Consider the following 21,785-nt stretch of genomic DNA (forward strand, 5'->3'; position numbering starts at 1 on the left):
ATGGCAAAAGCAGTCAAAATTGCCTTGGCCGGGGAAGGTGGACAAGGTGTTCAATCAGTAGCTCAAATAATTGCTGAAGCAGCTAATGAAGAAGGAAGGGAAGCGCTCTATATACCGAACTTCGGGGTTGAACAGAGGGGCGGGGTTTCCGTGGCGTTTCTTCAGATAGGAGACGAAAGGATTGGGTCTCCCAAGTTTCAGACAGCGGATATAGTTGTTGCTCTGAGTGACCGTGCAGTCAGAAGGACCAGTCAGTACGTTGACGGCAATACCACTTTTGTTTATGACAGCTCCATCCAAGGAGTAGAAAACGATATCCCCCGAAATGCGGGACGTATCTTAGCGATTCCTGCTGTGGAAACATCAAGATCCGAGCTGCATCCGCGCGTATTTAATATCATAATCATGGGGGCTGTCATTAAGGCTACAAATGTTGTTTCCGAAGACCAGGCTCGGGCTGCCATTGAAAAGAAACTCGGGTATAAGTTTGAACAGAACCCCAAACTGAGGGAGCTTAACTTTAAGGCTATTGCCCGGGGGATGGAACTTGTGGAAAAGGCCCAATAACAAGGAGGTAAGTACTGTGAACGTTTTATTGAAGACCTTCTCTCATGAAGGAGAAAAAGGTTCCTGGACTGTTTTCCCCGGATTGTGCAAGGGTTGTGGGCTTTGTATTGAGAAGTGTCCTAAAGACTGTCTGAAGTGGTCAGATCAGCTGGGCGTATATGGGACGCCGACAATCCAACCTGATATGAATCAGTGTATCGCCTGCGGAATCTGTGCAAATGTATGCCCGGACTGTGCGATTACGGTGGAAAAAAATAAATAAGTAGCGTCTAAAAACGACAAGAAGCTACTAATGGATATGGGTAGATGAATTCCTGCGGCGGGGCCCCCAATCCGTTACCGAAGCCCCGGCCTTTTAGAAAGGCCGGGGCTTCGACGGATCGGGGGGACCCCCAGACGTCTCCGCCGGCATCCACTCCCGCTTCGCGGGTCGTGGGCCGGACGGACGACAGACACCGCCTTCCGGAACACATCTACCCATATCTTCATTAGCTCGCCCACGTTTTTAGACCTTGCCTTATTATAAGTGGAAAACGGAGGATAATATGGAAGTTTATGCGCTGGTAGGGCCCAGCGGCACCGGCAAAAGCCATCGGGCTGCTTTTGTTGCCGGGGAGCACGGGGTTGATGTCATAATTGATGATGGCTTGATAATTAAAGGAAGCAATATATTGGGAGGGGTTTCGGCAAAAAGCCGGAGTACAATGCTGGGTGCGGTGAGGACTGCGCTGTTTACCGATGCTGATCATGCAGGTAAGGCAATTGAGTTATTAAAGAATCTGCAGCCGGCAAAAGTATTGATCCTGGGGACCTCAGCAGAAATGGTAAGAAAGATTGCTAACAGGTTGGAACTGCCCGAACCAATGAGAACAATAACAATTGAGGATATTGCTACTGAAAAGGATATAAAAGTTGCCCGGTATATGCGTAACACTTATGGTAAACATATTATTCCTGCCCCCACTGCCGAAGTCAGGAAGAGCTTTTCCGGGCTTTTGCTGGATCCGGTCCATGTTTTGCTAAGATTAAAAAACAGGCCTAAACCCAAAAAGGCCGTAGAAAAAACCCTGGTCAGGCCGACTTATTTCCGGCTTGGTAAGATCAGTATCGCAGATAATGTCATTGATATGCTGATAAAGAAAACAGTCCGGGAATCGGGGGTTCCGGTAAAGGTAGGCAAGGCGCTGGTAAAACAGGGCGAGGGTGGGGTGCGCATTAACCTTACAGTTCAGGTGACATACGGAATTAATATACACCAGATGCTGAGGCAGGTTCAGGAATTGTTGAAAAACCGGATCGAGTACTTAACCGGACTACAATTATTAACTATTGATATTATCGTTAGTAAAGTTGATACCGGGGAATAATTTGTATCAGTGTGTAACAAGGGCGGCATGGTAACAGACGTGCCGTCACTTTTTATACCTCAATTCATGCAAAACAATGCAGGACGTGCAAGATAATGCAGGGGAAAGCCTGCAAAACAATGCAAGCTGACGGTTCGCCGAATAACCGGTTTTCAACTGGAAGATAAATTTTAACCACTAAATGAAAAAAAACAGCCATGTAATATTTTTCTTTTTCTTCTGGCATATAAGTTGCTTTATTATTTATTTGAGTATTCCTGAAGAACTGCTGAAATGTTGGAAAGGAGTCCCTGACAAAATGAAACTGTTTGAATACATGGGAAAAGAAATTTTTGCTCAAAACGGTATTAAAGTACCGCCGGGGAAAGTGGCGGCAGGTCCGGATGAGGCCTCAGCAATTGCCGCAGGAATGGGAGAAGTGGTGCTTAAGTCTCAGGTCTTATCTGGAGGAAGAGGCAAGGCAGGGGGGATTAAATTCGCCGACTCTCCGGGTGAAGCGTATAAATTGGCGGCAGAGCTTTTCGGAACAGAGCTGCAGGGCTTCAAAACAGAAACCCTGCTGGTGGAAAAAAAGATTAGGATTGATAAGGAATTATACCTTTCCATAACTCTTGACGGGAGCGCCAGGAAGCCTGTGCTGATAGCTTCAGTCAGTGGCGGGGTGGACATTGAGGCAGTTCCTGAAGAAAAAATAGTAAAAAAGCACATAGACCCGGAAGTGGGAGTAATGCCGCATTTTTGCCGGGAGGTTGTCTGCAGGCTGGGACTGACCGGCAGTTTGGCCAAACAGGGAGCAGACCTGATAACAAAGCTCTATCAGGTATTCAAGAAGTATGACTGCGAGCTGGTAGAGATAAATCCACTGGTCATCAGTGGAGATGAACTGATTGCTGCAGATTCCAAGATGAACATAGACGATGAAGCCTGGTTCCGGTATCCGGCAGGGACACCTGCTGTGGAAGAGCGTACAGCCCTGGAGAAAAAAGCCCACGAGATAGGCATTTCTTATGTAGAACTGGAGGGGAACATTGCTGTAATGGCCAACGGGGCAGGAATCACAATGGCAACACTTGATATCATAGAGCACTTTGGCGGAAAACCCTGCAATTTTATGGATGCCGGGGGCGGTGCAGATTCCGGAGCTACTGCTCAGGCTATAGAAATACTTATTTCGACTAAGCCTAAAGTAATCCTGGTCAATATATTTGGCGGTATTACCAGGTGTGATGAGGTTGCCAGGGCTTTTGTCAGAGTGAAAGAAGGTGCCGGCATTCCGGTTCCCGTGGTCATCAGGCTGAGTGGAACCAACGAAGCAGAGGGCATTGCCATACTAAAGGGAATTGGAATCGAAAGTTACAGTGATATCAGGGAAGCGGCAGCAAAGGCTGTTGAAATCGCGGCAGTATTTTAAGGGGGTAAATATTGTGGCCATTATTATTGATGAAAACACCAGGGTCCTGATACAGGGTATTACGGGAAATCAGGGCCGGTTTCATACGGAACAGATGGTGGTATATGGAAGCAGTATTGCAGCCGGAGTGTCACCCGGAAAGGGGGGGCAGCAAGTCCACGGGATACCTGTTTACAATACTGTTGCCGAGGCCAGGGAAGAAAGCGAAATCACTGCAGCCGTGCTCTTTATTCCGGCTCCTGCAGTTAAAGATGCGGCATTTGAAAACATGGAAAACGGGGTTAAAACTATAGTTATCATTACCGAGCACGTCCCGGTACATGATGCCATAGATATAATGGCGTATGCTGCCGATAAGGGTGTTACCGTGGTGGGTCCCAACACCTTTGGATTGATTTCACCGGGTAAGTGTAAAATTGGAATTATGCCAAACCAGATATATAAACCGGGGAAAACAGGGATTGTGGCGCGCAGTGGGACACTCAGCTATGAAATTGCCAACAGCCTGACTGCAGCCGGAATGGGTCAGTCCACCGTTATCGGACTAGGAGGAGACCGCATTGTAGGGCTTTCGTTTATTGATGTCCTGGAGCGGTTTGAGGCTGATCCGGAAACAGAAGCAGTTGTGTTGGTTGGGGAAATCGGAGGCAATGCTGAAGAAGTCGCTTCAGATTATATCCGCAGGATGACGAAACCGGTGGTTGCTTTTCTGGCAGGAAAGAGCGCACCTCCGGGAAAAAGGATGGGCCATGCCGGGGCAATTATCGAGCGGGGTATGGGTACATATGACGGCAAAGCGGCTGCCCTAAGCGCTGCCGGGGCTTATGTGGCCCAACTTCCCTGGGAAGTGCCGGAACTTTTAAAGAAAGCACTGTAACTTAAAGCAAAATAGTCTGAAGCACTATAACCCAAAGGGGGAAACTGTATGGAACAGAAGAACAGAGAACTGGCTGCTGCCAAAGAACAATGGGAAAAGAACTTAAGAGAAAAGATTCTGCCAAGGTTTCCGGAACGAAAAGAGCGGTTTTTGACCCATTCAGAAATCCCGGTGGAAACACTGTATACCCCGTTGGATACCGCGAACACTGACTACTTAGAGGCATTGGGAATGCCTGGAGAATACCCGTATACCAGAGGCGTGCAGCCCACGATGTACCGGGGGCGTACCTGGACCATGCGCCAGTATGCCGGCTTCGGGACGGCTGAAGAGACTAACCGGCGGTTTAAGTACCTGTTGGACCGGGGTCAGATGGGCTTGAGTGTGGCTTTTGACCTGCCGACACAAATCGGTTATGATTCGGACCATCCCCTGTCTTTTGGTGAAGTGGGCAAGGTGGGAGTGGCCATTGATTCCCTCAGGGATATGGAGAATCTTTTCGAGGGCATACCCTTGGATAAGGTGAGTACATCCATGACCATCAATTCACCAGCAGCGGTTCTCATGGCTATGTATATTGCAGTCGGCGAGAAGCAGGGCGTAAGCCGGGAACAGCTCTCAGGCACCATCCAGAATGATATTTTGAAAGAGTATATTGCCCGGGGAACTTATATATATCCGCCGGAGCCGTCAATGAGACTGATAACAGATACATTTGCCTATTGTTCAGCAAATCTTCCCAACTGGAACAGCATCAGTATCAGTGGTTATCACATCAGGGAGGCAGGTTCCACTGCTGTTCAGGAGATGGCCTTTACCATTGCCAATGGAATTGCTTACGTTGAAGCTGCTATTAAGGCAGGTTTAGATATCGATGAATTTGCTCCCAGGCTGTCATTTTTCTTTAATGCCCATTTGAATTTCTTTGAGGAAATTGCCAAATTCCGGGCAGCCCGCCGTATCTGGGCCAGGATAATGAAAGATCGTTTTGGGGCTAAAAACCCCAAGTCACTGATGCTGAGGTTTCATACCCAGACTGCCGGGTGTACGCTGACAGCGCAGCAGCCTGATGTCAATATAATCAGGGTGGCCTATCAGGCGCTGAGTGCAGTCCTTGGTGGCACCCAGTCACTGCATACCAATTCGCGGGATGAGGCCCTGGCCCTGCCTTCTGAGGATTCAGTCCTGATAGCGCTCCGGACCCAGCAGGTAATTGCATATGAAACCGGGGTCACAGACACTGTGGACCCCCTGGGCGGGTCCTACTTTGTAGAAGACCTGACCAATCGGGTGGAAAAAGCCGCCATGGATTATATCAACAGGATAGAAGCCATAGGCGGCGCTGTCAGGGCCATTGAAGAAGGGTTTCAGCAGATGGAAATCATGGACAGCGCTTACAAGTATCAATTGGAAATTGAATCAGCAGAACGGGTTGTCATCGGTGTCAACAGGTTTCAGATAGAAGAAAGGTCTCCCCAAGATTTGCTCAGGGTAGACCCGGTCCTGGAAGAAAACCAGCGCCGGAAACTCAGTCAGTTGAAACAGGAGAGAGATCCTCTGGCAGTTTCCGGATCCCTGGACAGGTTGAAGAAAGCCGCCGCAGGCTCTGAGAATCTGATGCTTCCCATTCTGGAAGCCGTCAGGGCATATGCCACCCTTGGGGAAATATGTGATGTACTTAGGGACGTTTTTGGTGAGTATCAGCAAAAGGCCATATTCTGACAAGGGATTATTAGTGCAGAGGGCCATTTAGACAAAGGAGGAAGAGCTATGATAAACCCTGTTCGGATACTGGTAGCAAAACCCGGCCTGGACGGGCATGACCGCGGTGCCAAGGTAATCGCCCAGGGCTTTCGGAATGCCGGCATGGAAGTGATTTATACCGGTCTGAGACAGACACCGGAACAAATAGTACAGACGGCAATACAGGAGGATGTTCAGGTAATCGCCTTAAGCTGTCTTTCGGGAGCACACCGTTATCTGTTTCCTAAAGTAATGCAGCTCCTAAAAAGCGAAGGGGTTGATGATATTATTGTCCTAGGCGGCGGAGTAATTCCTGAAGAGGATATTACAGCCCTGAAGGACGTGGGAATCAGAGAGGTCTTCACATCGGGCACACCGATAAAAGCAATGCTTGATTTTATCAATGAAAACACCGGGCCCGCGGGAGGTGTGTTATGATCACCCTGATTGACCATATTGGGATCGCGGTGCGGAGTATTGATACTGCCAGGGAGCTTTTTGAAGATATATTAGGCTTGAAGATAACAGATACAGAGGTTGTTGAGGAACAAAAGGTGAAGGTGGCCTTTATTCCGGTGGGTGACAGTGAACTGGAACTGCTGGAAGCAACCAGCCCAGATGGACCTATAGCAAGGTTCATTGACCAACAGGGTGAAGGAATACAGCATATTGCTTTCAGGGTTGAGGATATTGATGCAGCGCTGAGGACACTGAAGTCCAAAAAAGTCCGCCTTATTGATGAAACGCCGCGCAGAGGCGCCGGCGGAGCCAGGATCGCATTTCTTCATCCAAAGGCAGCCAATGGGACTCTAATAGAACTTTGTGAACGCGGGGGTGCACCTGATGACAACAGAGGATAAATTAGCCCAGCTTGAGGTCCGCCGCGAGAAAGTTAAAGCCGGCGGAGGTGAGCGCAGGATACAGCGCCAGCATATGGCCGGCAAGCTCACTGCCAGGGAAAGAATTCAACGGTTACTTGACCCCGGAACATTTGTGGAACTTGATATGTTTGTTCAGGGACCCGCTCCCGATTTTGCCAAAGAGGGTGATGAACAGCTTGGCGAGGGTGTGGTTACCGGTTACGGGATGATTAACGGGCGCTTGGTTTATCTGTTTTCTCAGGACTTTACCACTTATGGCGGGGCTTTGGGAAAAAAGCATGCCACAAAAATATGTAAGGTAATGGACCTGGCCGTCAAGGTAGGGGCTCCGTTTATCGGGCTTAATGATTCCGGAGGTGCCCGGATACAGGAAGGGGTATCTGCACTGAGCGCTTATGGTGAAATATTTTACCGGAACACCCTGGCATCAGGCGTAATTCCTCAGATATCAGTCATTATGGGGCCTTGTGCCGGAGGTGCGGTTTATTCCCCGGCAATTACGGACTTCGTCTTCATGGTAGCAAACACCAGCCAGATGTTTATTACCGGTCCTCAGGTCATTAAGGCTGTAACGGGTGAGGATGTATCCACAGAGGAACTGGGCGGGGCTATGACCCATAACCAGACCAGCGGGGTGGCCAGTTTTGTTTCTCAGGATGAGGATGAATGCCTGGATATGATCAGGCATCTGCTGGAGTTCATCCCCCAAAACAACCTCAGTGACCCACCACGGGTTGAACCGCATGAACCCCTGTTTGACAGGGAGATTGACTCCATAGTCCCGGAAAGTCCCAATAAGCAGTATGATGTCAGGGATGTCATTCGTGCAGTTGCAGATAACAGCGAACTGTTTGAGGTACACCGCTATTTTGCGGAAAATGTAGTCACCGGGCTAGCCCGGATTGACGGCCGTTCAGTGGGAATCGTTGCAAACCAACCGCGGGTACTGGCGGGATGCCTTGATATCAATGGGTCTGATAAGATTGCCCGGTTTGTCAGGTTTTGTGACTCTTTCAATATCCCCCTGGTTACATTTGTGGATGTCCCCGGCTTCCTGCCCGGAACCGGACAGGAATACGGGGGGATCATCCGGCATGGAGCCAAAATACTGTATGCCTACTCCGAGGCTACGGTACCCAAGATAAGCATTATCCTCAGAAAGGCTTACGGCGGGGCCTATGTAGCTATGTGCAGCCGGTCCATCGGAGCCGATATTGCCCTTTCCTGGCCGAATGCGGAAATTGCCGTTATGGGACCCGAAGGGGCTGCCAACATCATCTTCCGCGAGGATATCAACAATGCTGAAAAACCGGAGGAAGTGAGGGCACAGAAAATAACTGAGTACCGGGAGAAATTTGCTAATCCGTATATTGCCTGTTCCCAGGGAATGGTGGATGATGTCATTGACCCCCGGGATACCCGGAACAGGTTAATTAACAGCCTTAATATGCTGGTAAATAAGCGTGAATCAAGACCGGGTAAGAAACACGGCAATATTCCGTTGTAAAGGGGGGAAGTCATGTTCAGGAAGGTGCTTATAGCTAACCGGGGCGAGATTGCCGTACGGATAATCAGAGCCTGTCAGGAAATGAATATCAGGACAGTTGCCGTACATTCCGAGGTAGATAAAGATTCCCTTCATGTTGAGATTGCTGAGGAAGCTTATGATATTGGCTCTCCCAAGGGATACCTGAATCAGGAGACAATTATTGAAGTTGCCAGGGAGGCGAATGCTGACGCAATTCATCCGGGATACGGGTTCCTGTCGGAAAATCCGGATTTTGCCCGGAGATGCCAGGAAAGCGGCATCACCTTTATCGGTCCTTCTCCTGAAGCAATTAAATCGATGGGAGATAAGGCTGTCGCCCGGGATACCATGCTGCGGGCAGAAGTACCCGTTGTCCCTGGTTCTGACGGCCCCATCAACAAAGACAGGGAGGCTGTCCGGGTCGCAGACAAAATTGGTTATCCGGTACTGGTTAAGGCGGCAGCGGGCGGTGGGGGACGCGGCATGCGGGTTGCCCACAGCAGGAAAGAAATCCTTGATGCGGTAAAAAGCGCCCGCTCAGAATCACTCTCGTGTTTTGGGTCCTCCGAAGTATATATTGAGAAGTATCTCGATGACTGCCGCCATATAGAGTTCCAGATACTTGCCGATAGCAGCGGAAATGTGGTCCATCTGGGAGAACGGGACTGTTCCGTGCAGCGGCGGAACCAGAAACTGATAGAAGAAGCCCCTGCCGGTATTCTATCAGTAGAAAAAAGGGAGCAGATGGGTGAGGTTGCGATTATGGCGGCCAGGGCTGTAGACTATGTTGGCGCAGGTACGGTAGAATTTCTTTATACCACTGAAGGCAAATTTTATTTTATGGAAATGAATACCCGGGTTCAGGTAGAACACCCGGTTACCGAATTGATCACGGGAGTTGATATTGTAAAGGAACAGATCCGTGTTGCTGCAGGTGAACCGCTCAGCTTCAGTCAGGACGATGTTATTATCAGAGGCCATGCCATAGAATGCAGGATAAATGCCGAAGACCCGGAACAGAACTTTATGCCGGGGCCGGGACAGGTTGCTTATTACCGTCCCCCGGGCGGGTTTGGCGTAAGGTGTGATAGTGCGGTATATTCGGGTTATCACATATCTCCTTATTATGATTCCATGATTGGAAAGCTGATAGTATGGGGAAAGGACCGGGATGAAGCTATTATCAGGATGAGAAGGGCTCTTAAGGAGTTTATCATCGAGGGAGTGCCCACTACCATACCCTTTCACCTGCTGGTGCTGGATCACGAAATATTTTTGAATGGAGCAGCCTACACCAATTTTGTCAGAAAACATATTGAAGAAGTTTCCTGTGAAGAGGGGCAGAATCATATAGTCAGTTTGTCCCAAATAAGAGAGGCCCTCCTGCAGAAGCGCGCTGCCAGGCCGGTGGCTTCACCGGGCCAGGAAACCGTGGCTGTGTTGGGAGCGGCAGTAGCAGTTTATGGAAACAGTCAGGGGCAGAACCTGGCCATTACAGACATTCAGCCGGAGCGGCAGATTACGGCAGATGATTTTACTCCCTGGAGATTAATGGGGATCAACAAGCTTATGATTGACCGGTGGTCAATAAGATAGAGGGGGGTAATCATGAAGAAAAAACTGAAAATAACCATCAACAACCAAAGTTACTTGGTTACCGTGGAAGAAGTAAGGGAATCTGCACTGCAGGCTGTGGAGCCACAGGGAGTAGTTGGCAGACCGGTTGCTTCACGTCCTTCGATAAGACCGCTGCCATCCAAACCAGTCTTGGTTGATGCTTCCAGAAATGAGGCGGGGACCGGGGTGGTTTCTCCAATGCCGGGTGTTATTTTGAACGTAAAAGTTCAAGAGGGTGACTCCGTAAAGCAGGGAGATGTTGTGGTAGTTCTTGAGGCTATGAAAATGGAGAACGAAATAACTGCCAAAAAAGGGGGTGTTGTCGGGGAAGTGCTGGTTAAGGAAGGCCAAACCGTATCAGCAGGAGAAGTGATAATGGTTATTGACTAATTAAAATAATTGTTGTACGCTCGTTGCGGGGGGAGAGTTACGGACACATTTACCAAAACATGTAGGAGGTATCTTGAATGGGAGACAATTTTGAGGGTTTGAAGACAGTGGGAACCGGTCTAATCCCGCCGCACGTGAGAGCTTTTATGAAATGGGCTGAGGAGGACCCGGAGGGGTTCTGGGAGAATGCAGCAGTTAAAGCTGCAAATGATATCCACTGGTTTAAGAAATGGGATAAGGTGTTTACTTGGGACTACCCGACATTCAGGTGGTTCGAAGGCGGGCTTACCAACATCAGCTACAACTGCCTGGATTATAATATCGAGAGAGGGCGTGCCGGCCGGGCGGCTCTGGTAGCTGAATCGGGTGAAACCAGTGAGGCTAATACGGTAACGTATGCTGAGCTCCTCTATAGGGTACAAAAAATTGCCGCAGCCCTGCGCGGTATGGGGGCAAAAAAAGGCGACCGGATAGTTGTCTACATGCCCACCAGCATAGATTCCATCGCAACAATGCTGGCTTGTGCCCGGATAGGAGCAATCCATGTGGTGATATTCGCCGGTTTTTCCGCCGGAGCGGTAGCTGACCGGGTCAATATCTCCGGTGCCCAGTACGTAATTCTGCAGGATCAGAATTTGCGTCGGGGCAAACCGGTAAACCTGAAGAAAATTGTTGATGATGGGCTTGACAGGTGCCCCCCGGACCAAATTAAAAAAGTGGTGGTGCTTAAAAAAGGCGCCAACCCTGAGATGAAAGACGGCCGGGACATTTTCTGGGATGATTTTTTAGCCGGTGGCGAGGGCCAGAGTTCTGCAGTGGAACTTATGGAATCAAATGAACCTCTGTTCATGCTGCCTACCTCGGGAACCACGGCCAAGCCGAAAGTAACTGTGCAAAAACACGGTGGCTACCAGATATATGTATACAATATGGCCAAGTGGATTTATGGTCTCGACGAAACCGATATCTGGTTCTGTACTTCAGATATTGGATGGATTGTAGGGCACAGCTATAATGTATACGGCCCGCTGCTTCATGGCTGTACATCGGTGATCTATGAAGGAACCCCCGATTACCCGCGAAAAGATATGTGGTGGGCCATTGCGGAGAAATATAAAGCCACTGCATTATGGTTATCCCCTACCGGTGTACGCGGTCTGATGAGACTGGGCCTGGACCAGGCAAAAAGTCACGATTTAAGCACAGTCAAACGCATATTCTGTGCCGGCGAGGTGCTGAACCCGCCGGCCTGGAAGTGGCTGCAAGAGGAAGTGTTTGAAAACCGTATTCCGGTTATAGACCATATGTGGCAGACCGAGACCTCGGGTCCGATTTTTGCCAATCCCTACGGACTGGGAATGATACCTATCAAGCCTGGTTCTGCAGGTATCCCGGTTCCCGGTGTGGTAATGGAGATCGTAGATGACAAGACCGGTGAAAAGACACCAATTGGAGATAAGGGCGCCATGCTGATAAAAAGACCATTCCCCGGCCTGGTGTCAACGCTGTGGGGAGATCCGGAAACATATTTGACTTCATATTGGGAGAAATACCCGGCCACAAAGGGAGCCTACTATTGCGGTGATGCAGCTACAATGGATGAAGACGGTTATATCTGGTTTGCCGGCCGTTCTGATGAAGTAATGAAAATTGCTGCCCACCGGATTGGCACAATTGAGGTGGAAAATGCCCTGATATCCCATGAGGCTGTAGCAGAAAGTGGCGTTTCCGGAGTCCCTGATGAATTGCGCGGTGAGGTAGCCTGTGCATTTGTTGTCCTCAAAGCCGGCTATGAGCCCTCTAAAGAACTTACACAAGAACTGATTACCCATGTTCGCAATACCATGGGTCCAATAGTGGTAATGCGGGACATCCAGTTTGTTAAAATACTGCCCAAGACCCGCAGTGGTAAAATCATGCGCCGGGTTATGCGTACTCTCTGGTCGAATGCCGAACTGGGTGATCTGTCAACTATTGAGGAGGAAGCTTCGGTTAGTGAAATTAAGGAAGCTATCCAAAAGATGCGCGGCTAAGCTTCGCTGCATAATTAACCGGTGAAATGCAGGTGGTATTATGGAAGAAATGCTGAAAAAGGTGATTTCCGGAGACCGGAGAACGGTAGCGCGAGCTATTACTATGGTTGAAAACAGGGACCCCCGGAGATATAAAATGCTGGCAGGACTGCGGTCACGGGTTTCCCATGCTTTAGTTGTCGGCATCACCGGTCCTCCTGGCGCAGGCAAGAGCGCCCTGGCAGACCGGCTAATTACTGAGTACCGCCGGAAGGGGCTGACTGTGGGCATAATCGCAGTTGACCCCAGCAGTCCCTTTACCGGTGGCGCCCTTCTGGGGGACCGTATCCGGATGCAGCAGCATGCTACAGACAGTGGTGTCTTTATCCGCAGCATGGGCACCAGGGGCAGTCTTGGAGGACTGTCCCTGGCAACCGGGGAAGCGGCACAGATTTTGGCTGCCAGCGGTAAAGATATCATATTGATAGAAACTGTTGGAGTTGGGCAGTCTGAGATGGAAATAATGAAGATTGCAGATACCACCATAGTTGTACTTACACCCGGAGGGGGTGACAGTATCCAGACCATCAAGGCTGGGATAATGGAGATTGCCGATGTATTTGCCTTAAACAAGGCCGACCTGCCCGGGGCCAGGCGTATGGCCAGAGAGGTCAGGATAATGGTTGAAACAAACTGTCACGGAGCCCCCTGGTGTCCTCCGGTGGTTGAGACGGTAACAATCAATGGACAGGGGGTCAGTGAGCTGGCTCAGGCTGTAAAAAACCATTGCCAATACCTGTCTGAGAGCGGAAAACTGGAGGAGAAACGGCAGCAGCGTGTCCTGGATGAACTTTCGGAGACAATAATCTCCTTGTTTGGCGAGTGGTTAGGACGGCAGGGACAACAACAAGGACTGCTCACAAACGCGGCCCACCGGGTTGCCTCTGGGCAGGCTGACCCTTATGGGGCAGCCGTGGCGATGCTCCAGGGGATATTTGCCGGAGGGTTCAAGGAAGAGATATATTCCTTTGGCTGCCAGGATGTGTTATAAAATTGGAGAGGGGGGATGATGTTGGCTGATTTTAATGTTGCCATAGTTGGCGCCGGCCGCGGGGGAGCAACTCTGTACAGGATCCTGAAAACCATGGAGCGCATCAATATTGCCGGGATTGCTGACAAAAACCCTCATGCTCCAGGGATGCTGCTGGCCAAAAAGGATGGTGTGTTCAACACTACGGACTTTGTGGAACTTATAAGAAAACCCGGAATTGATGTGATTATAGAAGCCACCGGTCAAAATGAGGTCCAGAGCAGGATTCATCACGTCAAGCATGGTGACACGGCAGTAATGGAAGCACAGGCTGCCGACCTGATGATGTTGATATTGGAAGAAAAAGAGAAGCTGCTGGAAATTAAAAGAATAAAAGGAGAACTTTCAGCTATTCTGAATTCGGTCCAGGAGGCCATAGAAGTTGCCGATATGAACGGGCTTATCAAATACGTCAACCCGGCCTTCAGCAGGGTTACAGGCATTCCGGAAGAGACCCGGATAGGGCAGAATATTTTTGAGGTCTCACCGGAGGGGGCTCTGGCTCAGGCTATCCTAACTCAAAAGCCTGTGACCGGCCAGCGGAAAGTTGGCGGTTCAGATTCCGAGGTTGTCTCGAATGCATGTCCAATAGCGATTGATGGCAGTATATATGGTGCGGTGGTTTCTTTTCAACCCATTACAGATATAATGAAGCTTATGGATGAACTGAAAGATAGCTGTAACATGATCCGTAACCTGCAGAACAGGCTGGGGCAGGTTAGTGGCAGCAAATACTCCTTTGATGATTTAGCGGGACGCTCTCAGGGTATTATAGAAGCCAAACTGATGGGCAGGAAAGCAGCCTTGACAGATTCCACGGTAATAATTTACGGTGAAAGCGGGACAGGGAAAGAGCTTTTTGCCCATGCCCTGCACAAGGCAAGCAACCGCAGCGGAGCGCCATTTATTAAAGTTAATTGTGCCGCTATACCGGAGACCCTGCTGGAAAGTGAGTTTTTTGGGCATGAGAAAGGCGCATTTACGGGAGCGACGAAAACAAAGCTCGGCAAATTTGAATTGGCTCAGGGAGGCTCCATTTTTCTGGATGAAATAGGTGATATGAACCTTTCTTTACAGTCAAAGCTGCTCAGGGTTCTTCAGGAAAAGGAAATAGAGCGGATTGGCGGGTCTGTTACTATCAAGACCGATGTTCGGGTAATTTCTGCTACCAACAGAAACCTGAAAGAGATGGTCAAAAAGGGCGATTTCAGGCAAGACCTTTTTTACAGGCTCAATGTAGTGGAGCTTCACATACCTCCCCTGAGGGAGAGGAAGGAAGACCTGAAATTATTAATAGATTATTTTATTAGCAGGTTTAGCCGGAAACTTGGCAAAAAGGTTAAAGGGGTCTCCCGGAAAGCATATGAACGCCTTTATGTATATCACTGGCCCGGAAATATTAGGGAACTCGAAAATGTCCTTGAGAGTGCCATCATAAAAATGGACAACGGGGAAGAGGTCATTACCCATTTGCATATTGGACAATTGGCGGGAAGACTATTAGAGACAGGATCCTGGTGTCCCGGTGAAATTGTCCCAATCGAAGAAATGGAAAAGAAAATGATTAAAAGGGCTCTGGATGAATTTGGAGGCAGTTTGGAAGGCAAAAAGCAGGCGGCCTCTACCTTGAAAATTTCCCTGGCTACTCTCTATAACAAGATGAAGAAATTTGGTTACTAAGATATAAGACGTAAGGGTCTCACTATGTTATTCTAAAATTTAGAATAATTATTGCAATAATTAGAATAGCTTGTGGCTGTAACGTTTATACCCTGTCTCGTTTCATGGTGTTATAAGAATTAAAACTTTCAAAGGTGTCTGAAAGGCCGGAAACTCAGGGAAACAGGGGACAATGAGGTCTGGCATGGTATTTGCATTACCATATAGAAAAGATATAGAAAAGTTTTGGGGGGGTTTGCATGAAAACAATCAAATATGAGGACATTGTCAGTGTAGTCAGCGGATTGTGTCAGGAGGCAAATTACTATCTGGAGGAAGATGTTCTGAGAGCTATCCAGAAAAGCCGGGAACAGGAAGATTCTCCCCTTGGCATCAATATTCTCGACCAGTTGATTGAAAATGCGAAAATAGCCCGGGAAGAAAGGCTGCCGATGTGTCAGGACACGGGTTTTGCGGTATTTTTTGTGGAAGTCGGGCAGGATCTTCGCCTTGAAGGGGGTGTCCTGGAAGATGCAATTAATGAAGGTGTACGGCAGGGTTATACTGAGGGCTACCTAAGGAAATCCATAGTTGGGCATCCCCTGGAAAGAAAAAATACCGGGGATAATACTCCGGCCATAATTTATACCAACCTGGTGGCTGGGGATAAACTGAAAATCACCATTGCTCCCAAGGGAGGCGGTAGTGAGAACATGAGTGGTGTCAGAATGCTGAAGCCGGCCCAGGGAGTCGAGGGTGTGAAGAGTTTTGTTATTGAGACTGTAGATAAGGCCGGTTCTAATCCCTGCCCGCCAATTGTTGTGGGGGTAGGCATTGGGGGAACCATGGAAAAGGCGGCGCTCCTGGCCAAACAGGCTCTCCTGAGACCGCTGGATCAGCGGCATGAGGACCCGTCTATAGCAACTTTGGAAGAGGACCTGCTGGAGGAGATAAACAAATTGGGCATTGGGCCCCAGGGTCTTGGCGGCAGGACAACTGCACTGGCTGTTAATGTAGAGATTTTTCCGGCACATATTGCAAGTCTGCCGGTGGCAGTAAACATTAACTGTCATTCAGCACGGCACAAAACTATTATTTTATGAGGGAGGGTGGTTTGATTGGCTGAATATACAGTGGCAGCGCCTTTGGATGATGATATGATTGAAAAACTAGAAGCCGGGGACTTGGTGTTCCTTAATGGTACGATTTATACCGGTCGGGATGCGGCACATAAAAAATTATTTGAATTGATACAGGAGGGCAAAGAACTGCCTGTTGATCTCACAGGTCAGATAATATATTACGTGGGACCTTCTCCGGCTAGGCCGGGACAGGTAATTGGTTCTGCGGGACCCACCACCAGCGGGCGTATGGATGCATACACACCGGCCCTGCTGGACCTTGGCTTAAAAGGTATGATTGGCAAAGGCCTGCGTTCCCGGGAAGTGCTTGATTCCATCAAAAAAAACAGGGCAATTTACTTTGCGGCTACTGGAGGGGCGGCTGCCCTTATTTCAAAACGCATCATCAAGTCAGAAGTTGTTGCTTATCCTGAGCTGGGTCCGGAAGCTATATACCGGTTGGAGGTCGAGAACTTCCCGGTGATTGTCGTTAATGATACCCATGGTGGAGATATGTACAACATGGGCCGTCAACAGTACCAGGGCGAATAAAATACATTTCCCTGAAGGGAGGATGCGGGTTATGGGATTTATAACGGGTAATTTTCTTGAAAGAAAGATACATTCTCTGACTGGAATCATTCCAATAGGGGTTTTCCTGCTGGAACATCTGATTACAAATTCCTTTGCCCTGAAAGGACCGGAATATTACAACCAAAAAATTGAAGCATTCCAGCAGATTCCTTTCCTGGTTCCTATTGAAATCCTGCTGATAGCAGTTCCCCTGGCATTTCACACTATATTGGGTCTATATTATGTATATCTTTCAAAGAATAATGTGCTGCAATATAAGTATTTCCGCAACTACATGTTTTACCTGCAACGGATAACGGCAATCGTTACCTTCCTGTTTGTGATTTACCATGCCTATACAGCGAGGATCGCCAGGGCAATATCAGGTATAGAAATATCATACGAGTTTATGAACGGCATTCTAGCTCAACCGCTTTTCTTCATTATATATTTAGTGGGGTTGTTGGCTGCAGTGTTTCACTTTTCAAACGGGATTTACACCTTTGCCATTAGCTGGGGAATTACTTTGGGGCCAAGGTCTCAAAAGATTTTACAGAATGTATGTACAGCATTGTTTTTGATAATGTCCGGCGCCGGCACTGTTGGATTAATAGCTTTAGCAGGGTAGAAGGGAGTTGTATTTACATGAAAGTCATTGTTATCGGCGGCGGACTGGCAGGCCTTCTGAGTATAATAAAGGCTGCAGAAGCAGGGGCTGAAGTAGATGCTTTTTCTCTGGTGCCGTTTAAACGTTCGCACTCCATTTGTGCTCAGGGAGGAATTAATGCGGCTCTGAATACCAAAGGTGAAAATGACAGTATTCAGCAGCACTTTGAGGATACCATTGTCGGAGGGGATTTCCTGGCCAACCAGACGCCGGTTAAGGGACTGGTGGAAGCGGCGCCGGGATTGATTTACGCCTTTGACCGCATGGGAGTGATGTTTAACAGGACTTCTGAGGGTTTTATTGACCTCAGGATGTTTGGCGGGGTAAAGAACAGGAGAACAGCTTTTGCCGGAGCGACCACCGGTCAACAGCTGCTTTATGCCCTTGATGAGCAAGTTAGAAAATGGGTTGCGGCCGGTAAGGTCAAGGAATATATTGGCTGGGAGTTCCTTTCCGCGGTTATTGATGATGAGGGCTTATGCCGCGGTATAACCGCACAGGACCTTAATTCAATGGAAATACATGCATTTCCTGCAGATGCGGTAATTCTGGCAACAGGCGGAGAAGGTATGATATATGGTAAAAGCACCAACTCGGTAATCTGTACCGGGAGCGCTGCCGGAGCAGTGTATCAGCAAGGAGTGTCTTTTGCTAATGGTGAGTTTGTACAGTTTCACCCAACTGCAATGCCGGGTGATGATAAGCTGAGGTTGATGTCTGAGGCCTCGAGGGGTGAAGGAGGACGTATCTGGACCTATAAAGACGGCAAGCCATGGTATTTTCTCGAGGAGTGGTATCCGGCCTATGGCAATCTGGTGCCAAGGGATATTGCCTCAAGGGCTATCTACAAGGTATGTGTCGAGATGGGACTAGGGGTTGATGGTAAAAACCAGGTTTACCTGGACCTGACCCATAAAGACCCCGAATTTCTGGAGGTACGCCTTGGCGGGATTATGGAGATATACCGCAATTTCTATGGAGAGGATCCTGTCAAGGTACCAATGAAGATATTCCCGGCGCCGCACTATTTTATGGGTGGGATGTATGTCGACTCTAACCACATGACCGATATTCCCGGCCTGTTTGCAGCCGGAGAGTGTGATTATATGTACCACGGGGCCAACCGCCTGGGAGCCAATTCCCTGTTGTCGGCGTCTTACAGTGGCTACATTTGCGGGCCCAATGCAATCAAATACATAAAAGGGATGAAGAAATCGGCTGCAGATGTCTCCCAGTCGGTATTTGACAGGGAGTTGACCCGCCAAAAGGATATTGCGGAGTCAATCTATCGTATGGATGGGATTGAAAACCCCTATGTTATCCATGAGGAACTGGGCGAAGCCATGATAACAGATGTAGGCGTTGTCAGGTATGAAAAGAGCCTGATGAGGGGTGACAATAAGTTACAGGAATTGATGGAGCGGTTCAAAAATATCGGTATCCACGATACGGGCCGCTGGGCCAATGAGGTTGTGCCGTTTGTCCGGCAGTTATGGAATATGCTGCAGCTAGCCCGGGTTATTACTCTGGGAGCATTTAACAGGAAGGAAAGCAGGGGTTCACACTATATGCCCGATTATCCTGAACGTAATGACGACCAGTGGCTCAAAACAACCAAGGCATACTGGACTGAATCCGGACCCAGGTTTGAGTATGAAGATGTGGATGTTTCGCTGCTTAAACCCAGGGCTAGAAAATATGATTAATGGGGGGATTAATATGCCTGATTATATTCACCTCAAAATAAAAAGACAAAACGGCAGCAGGGATTTCCCTAAGTGGGAAGAATTTAAAGTTCCATATAAGCCAAACATGAACGTATTATCGGTATTAATGGAAATTCGGAAAAAACCGGTTAATGCAAACGGCGAAAAGACTACATCGGTAGTCTGGGATTGTTCGTGCCTGGAAGAGGTGTGCGGGGCCTGCACAATGATTATTAACGGCAAGGTCAGACAGGCTTGCAGTGCATTAATTGATAAAATGCCACAGCCGATTACACTGGAACCGTTGAGTAAGTTTCCGGTAGTGCGTGACCTCAAGGTTGACCGGGAGCTCCTTTTTGAACATCTTAAAAAGGTCAAGGCCTGGGTCAATATTGACGGAACTTTTGATCTGGGGCCAGGTCCCCGGGTATCGGAGCGGGAAAGGCGATGGATGTATGAGATTTCACGCTGTATGACATGTGGCTGCTGTTATGAAGCATGTCCGAACTTTAACTCCAGGTCAAGCTTTATCGGCCCGGCGCCTCTTGCCCAGGTATTGCGCTTCAACAAACACCCCATTGGCGCCATGACCCAGGAAGAGCGTATGGAAACAATTATGGGCGAAGGGGGCATCACAGATTGCGGTAATTCCCAAAACTGCATTGAGGCATGCCCAAAAAATATTCCCCTGACTACAGCCATAGCTCAATTGAACAGGGATACCACAATACACGGAATCAGGAATTGGTTCAGAAAATAAAGGGGGCGGTTAAGAGTGAGTGACCTTAAGGAAAGGGCGCTGCAGCTGCATAAGGAGTTGGTTGGAAAAATTGAAGTAACCAGCAAAGTTGAAGTTGACAGCATGGATGCTCTAAGCCTGGCATATACACCCGGGGTTGCAGAACCCTGTAAGGTTATCCATCAAAACCCGGATGCAGTGTATGAGTATACTGCGCGGGGCAATATGGTTGCTGTAATTTCTGACGGTACTGCTGTTCTCGGGCTTGGGGACATCGGGCCCCTTGCGGCTATGCCGGTAATGGAGGGCAAATGTGTTCTTTTCAAGAAATTTGCCGGAGTAGATGCTTTTCCACTTTGTATTGCAACAAAAGATGTTGATGAAATCGTCCGGGTGGTCAAAGCTCTGGAGCCAAGCTTTGGCGGAGTTAATCTGGAAGATATATCAGCGCCCAGGTGTTTTGAGATAGAAGCCAGGTTAAAGAAGGAAACCAGTATCCCAATATTCCATGATGACCAGCATGGTACAGCAGTAGTGGTCCTGGCAGCCCTGTTAAATGCTTTGAGGGTTACTGGCAAGAAGCTGGATGAAATAAAGCTCGTCCTTAATGGAGCAGGTTCAGCCGGTATTGCCATTACAAAGCTGCTGCTTCAGGCAGGTTTAAAAAATGGGGTTCTTGTTGACCGCTTCGGGGTAGTCTGTGAGGGTGAGGAATGGATGAATCCGGCCCAGACTAAAATGGCTGAGGTAACTAACCGGGACAAAATCAGGGGAACACTGGCTGATGCCATTAAAGGCGCGGATGTATTTATCGGTGTTTCTGCTCCGGGGGTTTTGACGAAGGAAATGGTTGCTTTAATGAACACTGACCCGATAGTCTTTGCAATGGCCAATCCGGTACCGGAAATAAACCCGGATGAGGCTTTGGCGGCAGGGGCGGCCGTGGTAGGCACAGGGCGATCTGATTATGCCAACCAGGTCAATAATGTGCTGGCATTTCCAGGAATATTCAGGGGTGCTCTTGAAGTGCGCGCATCTGATATAAATGAGGAAATGAAGGTGGCCGCAGCATATGCTATTGCAGGTTTAATAGGTGATGCCGAGAGAAGAAGGGATTATATCTTACCCAGAGCTTTTGACCCGAGAGTAGCTCCTGAGGTTGCTGCAGCTGTTGCCAGGGCAGCTGTGGAATCAGGTGTCGCCCGGGTAAAGACACCGGTGGATTATGATAAGATAAAGGAAAAAACGAGGAAACTCGTCGGGAAATAAGCCTGTGAATATGTTTATATTAGGCTCTTTGCATTATCGCAGAGAGCCTTTTCGGTAGATTCAACTTACCACAGAATTCCCTTCGGAAATATATCTGCCCCTATCGTACAGATATCAAATGAAGGGTATTTAAATTGGCAAAACAGGGCAGGGTAATATTATCATAGAATAAACAGATATTTTTGAGGAAAGTTGTTGACAAGATGCTTACAGGTGTGCTATATTAGTCAATGTCGATGCCACACCAATGGCCGAGAACCTGGGACGAAGTCCAGTCTCGTTTTCATTATAAACACCGTTATATGACATGATATTAATTTATCCAGAGATTACCGGTTGATTGATGAGCCATAGTTGTGGTAAGATGTAAATCCGGGCTTGAGAGAGCCGCGTAGAGCTTCGAAAAAACAGCAGAGGTTACCAGTTGACTCGAGAGGGTCAAGTGTGGTAAGATAAAGTTCCGCGGCAGAGATGCCGCAGGAACAACCGATGGTCTTTGAAAACTGAACAGTGGAGAGATGGTTGTGAACGAGCCAATAAACGTTAGCCGAGAGCTAAGCCGTATTGG

At 48.6% G+C, this 21,785-nt stretch carries 19 protein-coding genes and 1 pseudogene; all 20 read left to right on the forward strand.

Going from position 1 to position 21,785, the window contains the following annotated elements; translation table 11 throughout:
* The 20 genes and pseudogenes from Ga0451573_RS12555 to Ga0451573_RS12650 all read left to right on the forward strand — a co-directional run bounded on the left by Ga0451573_RS12555 (position 1) and on the right by Ga0451573_RS12650 (position 21,217).
* The gene (locus Ga0451573_RS12555; RefSeq protein WP_231684467.1) at positions 1 to 567 is read left to right on the forward strand and encodes a 2-oxoacid:ferredoxin oxidoreductase subunit gamma family protein; all 567 of its coding nucleotides are present in this window, start codon (positions 1 to 3) and stop codon (positions 565 to 567) included.
* A gap of 16 nt (positions 568 to 583) precedes the next feature.
* On the forward strand, positions 584 to 829 hold the full coding sequence (locus Ga0451573_RS12560; RefSeq protein WP_231684468.1) for a 4Fe-4S binding protein: 246 nt from the start codon (positions 584 to 586) through the stop codon (positions 827 to 829).
* Between the two features lie 283 nt (positions 830 to 1,112).
* Positions 1,113 to 1,934, forward strand: coding sequence for an Asp23/Gls24 family envelope stress response protein (locus Ga0451573_RS12565; protein ID WP_231684469.1), 822 nt, complete (start codon positions 1,113 to 1,115; stop codon positions 1,932 to 1,934).
* Between the two features lie 298 nt (positions 1,935 to 2,232).
* A complete protein-coding gene (gene sucC / locus Ga0451573_RS12570; RefSeq protein WP_231684470.1) occupies positions 2,233 to 3,345 on the forward strand; it encodes an ADP-forming succinate--CoA ligase subunit beta in 1,113 nt (370 codons plus the stop codon).
* Positions 3,346 to 3,358: 13 nt separating this feature from the next.
* Positions 3,359 to 4,222 (forward strand): succinate--CoA ligase subunit alpha, encoded by an 864-nt coding sequence (gene sucD / locus Ga0451573_RS12575; RefSeq protein WP_231684471.1) that lies wholly within the window; start codon positions 3,359 to 3,361, stop codon positions 4,220 to 4,222.
* Between the two features lie 48 nt (positions 4,223 to 4,270).
* The gene (locus Ga0451573_RS12580) at positions 4,271 to 5,944 is read left to right on the forward strand and encodes an acyl-CoA mutase large subunit family protein (protein ID WP_231684472.1); all 1,674 of its coding nucleotides are present in this window, start codon (positions 4,271 to 4,273) and stop codon (positions 5,942 to 5,944) included.
* A gap of 48 nt (positions 5,945 to 5,992) precedes the next feature.
* Positions 5,993 to 6,403, forward strand: a complete 411-nt coding sequence (locus tag Ga0451573_RS12585; RefSeq protein ID WP_231684473.1) for a cobalamin B12-binding domain-containing protein — start codon at positions 5,993 to 5,995, stop codon at positions 6,401 to 6,403.
* Positions 6,400 to 6,825 carry a methylmalonyl-CoA epimerase gene (mce, locus tag Ga0451573_RS12590; protein WP_231684474.1) on the forward strand — a complete coding sequence of 142 codons (426 nt, stop codon included), beginning with the start codon at positions 6,400 to 6,402 and terminating at the stop codon, positions 6,823 to 6,825. The genes Ga0451573_RS12585 and mce overlap by 4 nt, the downstream gene beginning before the upstream one ends.
* Positions 6,809 to 8,353: an acyl-CoA carboxylase subunit beta gene (locus Ga0451573_RS12595; RefSeq protein ID WP_231684475.1), complete on the forward strand. Its 1,545-nt coding sequence runs from the start codon at positions 6,809 to 6,811 to the stop codon at positions 8,351 to 8,353. The genes mce and Ga0451573_RS12595 overlap by 17 nt, the downstream gene beginning before the upstream one ends.
* Positions 8,354 to 8,365: 12 nt before the next feature.
* Positions 8,366 to 9,691: pseudogene (accC, locus tag Ga0451573_RS12600) on the forward strand (acetyl-CoA carboxylase biotin carboxylase subunit); the annotation flags it as partial.
* Between the two features lie 291 nt (positions 9,692 to 9,982).
* Positions 9,983 to 10,381: a biotin/lipoyl-containing protein gene (locus Ga0451573_RS12605; protein WP_231684476.1), complete on the forward strand. Its 399-nt coding sequence runs from the start codon at positions 9,983 to 9,985 to the stop codon at positions 10,379 to 10,381.
* Positions 10,382 to 10,458: 77 nt separating this feature from the next.
* Positions 10,459 to 12,414, forward strand: coding sequence for an acetate--CoA ligase (locus tag Ga0451573_RS12610; RefSeq protein ID WP_231684477.1), 1,956 nt, complete (start codon positions 10,459 to 10,461; stop codon positions 12,412 to 12,414).
* Between the two features lie 40 nt (positions 12,415 to 12,454).
* A complete protein-coding gene (gene meaB, locus Ga0451573_RS12615; RefSeq protein ID WP_231684478.1) occupies positions 12,455 to 13,444 on the forward strand; it encodes a methylmalonyl Co-A mutase-associated GTPase MeaB in 990 nt (329 codons plus the stop codon).
* 15 nt (positions 13,445 to 13,459) lie between these two features.
* A complete protein-coding gene (locus tag Ga0451573_RS12620; RefSeq protein WP_231684479.1) occupies positions 13,460 to 15,163 on the forward strand; it encodes a sigma 54-interacting transcriptional regulator in 1,704 nt (567 codons plus the stop codon).
* A gap of 239 nt (positions 15,164 to 15,402) precedes the next feature.
* On the forward strand, positions 15,403 to 16,245 hold the full coding sequence (locus Ga0451573_RS12625; RefSeq protein ID WP_231684480.1) for a fumarate hydratase: 843 nt from the start codon (positions 15,403 to 15,405) through the stop codon (positions 16,243 to 16,245).
* A gap of 15 nt (positions 16,246 to 16,260) precedes the next feature.
* A complete protein-coding gene (locus Ga0451573_RS12630; RefSeq protein ID WP_231684481.1) occupies positions 16,261 to 16,815 on the forward strand; it encodes a Fe-S-containing hydro-lyase in 555 nt (184 codons plus the stop codon).
* A gap of 31 nt (positions 16,816 to 16,846) precedes the next feature.
* A complete protein-coding gene (locus tag Ga0451573_RS12635; RefSeq protein ID WP_231684482.1) occupies positions 16,847 to 17,464 on the forward strand; it encodes a succinate dehydrogenase/fumarate reductase transmembrane subunit in 618 nt (205 codons plus the stop codon).
* A gap of 17 nt (positions 17,465 to 17,481) precedes the next feature.
* Positions 17,482 to 19,209 carry a succinate dehydrogenase flavoprotein subunit gene (gene sdhA, locus Ga0451573_RS12640; RefSeq protein ID WP_231684483.1) on the forward strand — a complete coding sequence of 576 codons (1,728 nt, stop codon included), beginning with the start codon at positions 17,482 to 17,484 and terminating at the stop codon, positions 19,207 to 19,209.
* Positions 19,210 to 19,222: 13 nt separating this feature from the next.
* The gene (sdhB, locus tag Ga0451573_RS12645) at positions 19,223 to 19,969 is read left to right on the forward strand and encodes a succinate dehydrogenase iron-sulfur subunit (protein ID WP_231684484.1); all 747 of its coding nucleotides are present in this window, start codon (positions 19,223 to 19,225) and stop codon (positions 19,967 to 19,969) included.
* Between the two features lie 15 nt (positions 19,970 to 19,984).
* On the forward strand, positions 19,985 to 21,217 hold the full coding sequence (locus Ga0451573_RS12650; protein ID WP_231684485.1) for an NAD(P)-dependent malic enzyme: 1,233 nt from the start codon (positions 19,985 to 19,987) through the stop codon (positions 21,215 to 21,217).
* Positions 21,218 to 21,785: the final 568 nt, after the last annotated feature.

The organism is Phosphitispora fastidiosa (assembly GCF_019008365.1).
Taxonomy (GTDB): Bacteria; Bacillota; Thermincolia; order Thermincolales; family UBA2595; genus Phosphitispora; species Phosphitispora fastidiosa.

Bases quoted from the DNA above. Each gene is read 5' to 3' on its own strand.
- Ga0451573_RS12555 (WP_231684467.1), top strand. From the start codon at position 1: ATGGCAAAAGCAGTCAAAATTGCCTTGGCCGGGGAAGGTGGACAAGGT.
- Ga0451573_RS12565 (WP_231684469.1), top strand. From the start codon at position 1,113: ATGGAAGTTTATGCGCTGGTAGGGCCCAGCGGCACCGGCAAAAGCCAT.
- sucC (WP_231684470.1), top strand. From the start codon at position 2,233: ATGAAACTGTTTGAATACATGGGAAAAGAAATTTTTGCTCAAAACGGT.
- Ga0451573_RS12580 (WP_231684472.1), top strand. From the start codon at position 4,271: ATGGAACAGAAGAACAGAGAACTGGCTGCTGCCAAAGAACAATGGGAA.
- Ga0451573_RS12585 (WP_231684473.1), top strand. From the start codon at position 5,993: ATGATAAACCCTGTTCGGATACTGGTAGCAAAACCCGGCCTGGACGGG.
- mce (WP_231684474.1), top strand. From the start codon at position 6,400: ATGATCACCCTGATTGACCATATTGGGATCGCGGTGCGGAGTATTGAT.
- Ga0451573_RS12595 (WP_231684475.1), top strand. From the start codon at position 6,809: ATGACAACAGAGGATAAATTAGCCCAGCTTGAGGTCCGCCGCGAGAAA.
- Ga0451573_RS12605 (WP_231684476.1), top strand. From the start codon at position 9,983: ATGAAGAAAAAACTGAAAATAACCATCAACAACCAAAGTTACTTGGTT.
- Ga0451573_RS12610 (WP_231684477.1), top strand. From the start codon at position 10,459: ATGGGAGACAATTTTGAGGGTTTGAAGACAGTGGGAACCGGTCTAATC.
- meaB (WP_231684478.1), top strand. From the start codon at position 12,455: ATGGAAGAAATGCTGAAAAAGGTGATTTCCGGAGACCGGAGAACGGTA.
- Ga0451573_RS12620 (WP_231684479.1), top strand. From the start codon at position 13,460: ATGATGTTGGCTGATTTTAATGTTGCCATAGTTGGCGCCGGCCGCGGG.
- Ga0451573_RS12625 (WP_231684480.1), top strand. From the start codon at position 15,403: ATGAAAACAATCAAATATGAGGACATTGTCAGTGTAGTCAGCGGATTG.
- Ga0451573_RS12635 (WP_231684482.1), top strand. From the start codon at position 16,847: ATGGGATTTATAACGGGTAATTTTCTTGAAAGAAAGATACATTCTCTG.
- sdhA (WP_231684483.1), top strand. From the start codon at position 17,482: ATGAAAGTCATTGTTATCGGCGGCGGACTGGCAGGCCTTCTGAGTATA.
- sdhB (WP_231684484.1), top strand. From the start codon at position 19,223: ATGCCTGATTATATTCACCTCAAAATAAAAAGACAAAACGGCAGCAGG.